Source organism: bacterium, from assembly GCA_036382775.1.
GTDB lineage: Bacteria > Hydrothermota > Tepidihabitantia > SM23-42 > JAOAFX01 > DASVHD01.
Map to the genome: position 1 here is coordinate 39372 of DASVHD010000008.1, position 6027 is coordinate 45398.

The 6027-nt window shown below is 44.6% G+C and carries 6 protein-coding genes; 4 read left to right on the forward strand and 2 right to left on the reverse strand.

Features of this window, described 5'->3' with window-relative positions; genetic code table 11:
* Positions 1 to 73: 73 nt before the first annotated feature.
* On the forward strand, positions 74 to 964 hold the full coding sequence (locus tag VF399_01760) for a T9SS type A sorting domain-containing protein (protein ID HEX7319065.1): 891 nt from the start codon (positions 74 to 76) through the stop codon (positions 962 to 964).
* 73 nt (positions 965 to 1037) lie between these two features.
* Here VF399_01760 and VF399_01765 read toward each other — a convergent pair whose 3' ends face one another.
* Positions 1038 to 1232, reverse strand: coding sequence for a hypothetical protein (locus VF399_01765; protein HEX7319066.1), 195 nt, complete (start codon positions 1230 to 1232; stop codon positions 1038 to 1040).
* A gap of 197 nt (positions 1233 to 1429) precedes the next feature.
* Here VF399_01765 and VF399_01770 point away from each other — a divergent pair, with 197 nt between their 5' ends.
* From VF399_01770 to VF399_01780, 3 genes are all read left to right on the forward strand, one after another.
* Positions 1430 to 2728: a glutamate mutase L gene (locus VF399_01770; protein HEX7319067.1), complete on the forward strand. Its 1299-nt coding sequence runs from the start codon at positions 1430 to 1432 to the stop codon at positions 2726 to 2728.
* Positions 2712 to 3941: a hypothetical protein gene (locus VF399_01775; GenBank protein ID HEX7319068.1), complete on the forward strand. Its 1230-nt coding sequence runs from the start codon at positions 2712 to 2714 to the stop codon at positions 3939 to 3941. Before VF399_01770 ends, VF399_01775 begins: the two co-directional genes overlap by 17 nt.
* Positions 3942 to 4056: 115 nt before the next feature.
* Positions 4057 to 4869: a hypothetical protein gene (locus tag VF399_01780; protein ID HEX7319069.1), complete on the forward strand. Its 813-nt coding sequence runs from the start codon at positions 4057 to 4059 to the stop codon at positions 4867 to 4869.
* Positions 4870 to 4947: 78 nt separating this feature from the next.
* Here VF399_01780 and VF399_01785 read toward each other — a convergent pair whose 3' ends face one another.
* The gene (locus VF399_01785; GenBank protein ID HEX7319070.1) at positions 4948 to 5736 is read right to left on the reverse strand and encodes a hypothetical protein; all 789 of its coding nucleotides are present in this window, start codon (positions 5734 to 5736) and stop codon (positions 4948 to 4950) included.
* Positions 5737 to 6027 lie beyond the last annotated feature (291 nt).

Genomic DNA, 6027 nt, shown 5'->3' on the forward strand with positions numbered 1-6027 from the left:
TTTAATGAACTTGTCAACATGCCATATTGACAGATTATAAAAAATTAGTATATTATTAATAAAGGAGAGATATATGAAAATACAATATTTGTTGATACTATTATTGGCTGTTTCGCTGGCCATGGCTTCAAGGGGTGATACGTTGATGTACGATGACGGAACTTTTGACGACGGTCTGGGATTTTATACCTCCACCGGCGTCGTCAATCCCGATCCCGAAAGCGCGTATGGCTTTGCGGATCATTTCATCCTCAGCTCGTTCGGGCTGGTAAACCAGAAGATCGTAGGGATCATGTTATATTTCAATTTGATCAATGATCCCTCGTATGATTTTCGCCTTTATGTCTGGAATAACGAGAGCGGAACCCTGTACCCGATGCACCAGGGGCCCCACCTTTACAGAGATATGAACGCTGTAATGCCAGCTGCGGAAGTATGGAGTTACTTCGACCTGTCCGACTCCAGCATCGTGTTGCCCGACACTTTCTGGATTGGAATATGCTACAATCACTTTGTTCAAGGTTCGGGTTCTGATTGGTACCTGGCATTCAATACCATGCTGTTCGATGAACACATGTATCTTAACGACATGGATGATCCGGGAACCGGATGGGTGCCGGCCAGCACATGGGGGTATAATTTCGCCTATGGCGTCCGGGTTGTTACCGAGGACATAACCGGCGTCAATGAAAGGTCGGTACTGATGCCCGCGGGAAGAGACATATTCAAGGCGCCCGCGATCATCCGTGACAAAGCAAACGTTGAATTCACTCTCGCCGTCGAGACCCCGGTCAAGCTAACGGTCCTGGACGTTTCAGGTAAAGTACGCGAAACACTGATCAGCGAAAGGATGCACGCTGGAACCCACAGCCGGACATTCACGCTGGGGCTTGAATCAGGCATATATTTCTATCGCCTCGAGGCCGGCGGGCAATATACAAGGAAATTCCTGGTCGTCAAATAAACAAAGGGCGGTCGATAGCTGTCTGCCGATAATAAAATGGGCGGTCTGAACGACCGCCCATTTTTTCCACCTATTATTCTTTCTTTTTCTTTAAGAATTCAAACATCATGAACGCGATCGCGAAGAGAATCATTGTACTTGCCGACCTCAGGTAGGAAAGCGCGCTCAAACCAAATATCGCCTTATCCAGAAAAAACAGGCGGGCGATAACCGACAACACCAAGCATACTGCAGCTAATACGCCTGCAATGAACGCTAATATTTTCATAACTCCTCCTTCTTTCGATTAATAAAATTGCCAAAACAGCATTGAGACAACGTCTATATTTTAAGTCGATTCCAGACTTTGTCAATAGGCGATGGCAAAAAGATGCTGGTGATGCTCCGATCTTATATGGTTATTGACTTTTTATGATTTGTCTATTATAAATACTTACTAGTTTAATGATCGGAGGCTAGAATTCAATGAAAACATTTCTTATTGCGGATGTTGGCAGCACAACGACCAAGGTTTTATTCATCAAGGACAGTAAAATAGTGGCTCGCGAAGAAGCAAAAACAACGGTTGAAAAACCGATTGAGGATGTGGCGATCGGCGTTCGGTTAGCAACCGATTTAATCAAACACAAGATCAAAGATGAAGTAAATGACTGCGATTTTCTATTCTCAAGCAGTGCTGGGGGCGGTTTACAGATAATAGCCGTCGGCATAACAAATAACTATACGGCAAAAAGCGCTTTCAACCTGTCATTGAATGCCGGTGCGATCGTCATTGATACCCTTGCCCTTGATGATGGCCGCACCCCTTTACAGCGACTCCAATGTCTCGACCAGGCAAAACCGGATTTGATACTATTTGCCGGTGGTTTTGAGAATGGCGCAATAAATTCATTGGTCGAAATGGCAGAGTTGATCAAAATGTCGAAAATAAACGCGAAATTTGAAGTCGGCAGGTTGCCCATTATTTACGCGGGCAATTCAAAAGCACTGCCTTTTGTTGAAAGAGCACTGGGTGATCAATTCGCTTTAGAGGTTGTGCCGAACATCAGCCCTGCTGAAGGCGTTGAGAATTTTGCTCCGGCCAAGGAAGCCATTATTAATCTGTTCATAAGCCATGTAATGTCGGCGGCGCCGGGTTATGGAAACCTTAGTAAACGAGCTCTTTTATCGCCTTTACCCACGCCGATCGCGGTTGAAAAGACCCTGTCGTTGTTTTCGAAATACAAAAAGAAGAAAATATTTGCTTTTGATATGGGCGGAGCGACGACCGATTGTTTTTCGATCGCGGGTGATATTTGCAGGCGAAGCGTAGCTGCCAACCTGGGTATGACCTACTCGCTCCCTTATGTTCTGAACCATTGTGGTTTGAAAAAAATAATGTCTTGTTTGGATAAAACCTATGGCAAAACAGAAGTATTGAACTTTCTAGGTAATAGATTCATCAGACCAACCTCAATATCAGAAACCGAAAGGGAGTTAAAAATGGAGGAAGCGATCGCGCAAAATATCATAAATGCGGCCTTTATTTTGCACCGGAACCTAATCAAAATGGACTACGACGTCATTATCGCCAGCGGTGGTTTTATCGCGCATCACCCAAGTAAAAAAAGAATAAAACAAATCATCCAAAAAGCATTGCCTGTCGCATCAGGCACCGCGATCGCCATTGACAACCTGTTTGTGCTTCCTCATCTCGGAGTGCTGTCTTTAGTTGATGAACCCTTAGCTGTTAAATTGTTCGAAGAAAATGTCACTATATTATAATCTTCAAATAAGGAAAACCCGAGTCTCTCCTTTTCCAGGTGAAATAGTTGTTAAAGAAGGCGAAAGCGTAAAACCCGATACAACCATCCTGCGAACTACCTGCAGATTAGGAGGAATTTGCGTCATAAATGTCGCGGAGCATTTAAAAGTACGACCGGAGGAAATCACTGAATATCTGCTTAAAAAAGAAGGCGAAAATATCAAATGGCAAGAATTGATCGCGGAAAAGAAACTAGTTATGGAGTCTAAGGAAATCAGATCACCGGTAGACGGGATATTGGAAAGAATTGAGACACAACTGGGCATGGTTATCATTAGAGAAAAGCTGGAAAGACCTGAGATCCCAGTCATTATCGACATTAAAGGCGAGTATCCAAAGACTACCAAAATTTTAAAACCTCTTATTCACAAAAAAGAAGGTGACAGGGTGCAATATGGCGAGACGATCGTCGGTAAACCAGTGATGCCAATGATACCGTTTTATACCAATAAAATTGTATCACCCTGTAATGGTACTATTGTCAAAATCGACTATAACGAAGGGAAAATATGGATACAGAAGGACCTGCCGATAGTTGAATTGAAAGCGCTTTATTGGGGTGAAGTTAAGCGATTAATCACCGGGTATGGGATTGATATTGAATTTGGCGGATATGTGCTGGAATGTGCATATGGTATTGGTGGAATTTCCTGGGGTAAACTGGTAGAAAACGATAGTGGTGACGTGAAAGGAAATATTATCTACGCGGATTATTTAGCAGCCCGTGATATTGAGGAAATCATTAAAAACCGGCCGGCCGGCATCATAACGGGTACAATTGATTATGAGGAAGTTGATATTTTACTCAAGAATGATATTACCTTAGTGGTCATCGAAGGTTTTGGCCAAATGCGGATTTCTGAAGATTGCCAAACTATGATCCAGGCCAGCCTGGGGCGAAATGTGATATTGAATGGTACGACCCGGCTGAGGGCAGGTGTCGTCAGGCCTGAAATAATTTTCCCGTCTGCACGCGAGTATCATAAGCTACACGAGAGAGAAAAGAAATTCAGGGTGACATGGGGTAAATACTATGGCAGCGTCGGCGAAGTTAAAGACCTTCTATTTCAAGGGGAAACTGGCTCAGGCATCAAAACCTGGTTATCCATTTTTATCTGTGATGATGGTGAAAAAATAACTGTTCCTTACAATAATGTGGAAGAAATCCAATAACCTTTATTGCGAGAAGACTGCTTGATGCATGTCGCCTATGGTTTTTGGTTCTCCGGATTGACATGTTGATAATTTCAGATATAATTTAAGAAGAATAACAAGTACAGGAGGAGATATGATAAAGTCCTTTGAACAGCTTTTTTCAACAGGAAGTTTATACTTTTTCTTGATCCAGTGTGCGGCCATATTTCTGGCCTATATGGTATCGGTAATCACCAGTTCCCTGAGCAACATTATCGAAGATAAAAATCCGCGCATATCCTGGATCGTTGATGCATTAACACCGGCATTACTCATGTTCATCATGTGCATCGGGTACGGTATCGGTTATGATTACCTGTCTTTTCCCTCGCTGCTCAAAATGGCTCTGGAGCCATCCAGGACCATAATCCTGTTCATCACGCTGGGCGTCTTGCTCACGCAGTTCCTGCCGGCAATGCTCCTCAAAACGGTCAAAAGCTTTACCGCGAGCGGCGCGCGGATGATCCAGGCCGGCATCGGCATCATCTACACGATCATCATCATTTTAATGTACATCGACTTGGTGAAAGCCCTGGTGCTGAGTCTTTTCTGCGGTATTATTTTCTACCTGATCACGGTATGGATGCTCTCCAAACCAAAACCCAGGGTCATGCAGCAGCCGGTGATCCCGAAAAAACTGGTCATTTCCCATGTCTACATCTCAACCACCGAAACGCACGAAAACATCGAAAAATCCGTTCGCCTGATAAGAGAGGCGATCACGGAAACAGTGGGAACCGGCGATTCGCCCCAGGTCTCGCCCAGCGGCTTCATACCGGGTGCGGTGGACATCATATTAAAGTATTTTGTTATGGACGCGTCACAGATGGAACAGATAAAATCAAAGGTGAACCTTAACATAATCAAAAAGCTGAGCGAGCATACGATAAAGATGGCGTCTACCTGATCTGGTCTTTTTAGTTTTAACTACTTACTACTTACTGTTATCTACATACTACCTGCTAATTTCTAATTTCTGCCTTCTCTATTCTCCAAGGAAACAGTTAACGATCTTCACGTCGACGGCCTTCGCCCATTCACCGGGCGCTGATGACAGGTCTACCTTGAACTTCCTTGTTTTACCGGGAAGCAATGGCGCGGCGTGTTTCCTCACTGGATGCTCGGTCAGGATATCGCAGGGTTTACCGTCTTTATCAAGGCAGACGATCATCAGTTCCGCGTCCAGCACAGTTCTGATGCCGGTATTTTTAAGGACCGCGGTCAGGTATGCCCTGGCGTCCGGATAGACGCTAATTTTCCTGTTTGAGATCTTCAAGCCGTTCTTGATATATTCAACCCGGACACGGGATTCCTCGGCATCGCGCAGGCGCTGTTCTTCCCAGCGCGCGTAAACCCCCCAGCCTTCGTGTTCTTTTATCAGACATATCACGCCCTCATAGGTTACGGCGTAGACATATGCACTTTTTCTATTCTTCACGCTGTCCGTGATCGGCTCGGATAACACCGAAAAAAACAGATTGCGATACGGGCTGGCTCCCAGATCCAGCGCGGTTATCTTTGTAAAAGCCAGAAAAGTATCCTTTTGAGCATGCGTGCTATCGATGTTGTAGAAAATGACGGATCCCTCGATCCCGTTTGAACTAACCTCGTCATCGTGTTGCTTGAATCCGGCGATGAATTCATCCGCGCTCTTGGTGTAGCGGTCCTTGAAAGCGCAGTGGTCGTAAGCGGACTGGTAATTCTTTGCCATGAGCGAGTCTAAAAATTCAACCAGGCGCTCGCGCGGCGGCGTCTGCCGGGGGCAACTATTCACGAATAATAACAATAATAATAAGCATGATGAGATTACTAAAATATTTTTTTGGTTTTGTTTCTTCGTCATTCTAAAGGTATTATCCACAATAATAATTGCGCTGTCAAGCCTTACAAGGAGATACGCGACCTATTCTGTTTTTTTACAGGAATTGGGGTCAGCCCTCGAAATTAGAAATTATCTTTTTGACATAGAAGTTTATTTTTTTATCAACCGCCATCAATCGCTCAATCTGCAAACCCGCCTTACTCACCGCGGAAAACCGCAGGCCCACCACCTCGCCAATCTCAC

What these genes read in the sequence shown, in the direction of transcription:
- VF399_01760 (HEX7319065.1), top strand. Translation starts at nt 74, where the DNA reads ATGAAAATACAATATTTGTTGATACTATTATTGGCTGTTTCGCTGGCC.
- VF399_01765 (HEX7319066.1), bottom strand. Translation starts at nt 1,232, where the DNA reads ATGAAAATATTAGCGTTCATTGCAGGCGTATTAGCTGCAGTATGCTTG.
- VF399_01775 (HEX7319068.1), top strand. Translation starts at nt 2,712, where the DNA reads ATGTCACTATATTATAATCTTCAAATAAGGAAAACCCGAGTCTCTCCT.
- VF399_01780 (HEX7319069.1), top strand. Translation starts at nt 4,057, where the DNA reads ATGATAAAGTCCTTTGAACAGCTTTTTTCAACAGGAAGTTTATACTTT.
- VF399_01770 (HEX7319067.1), top strand. Translation starts at nt 1,430, where the DNA reads ATGAAAACATTTCTTATTGCGGATGTTGGCAGCACAACGACCAAGGTT.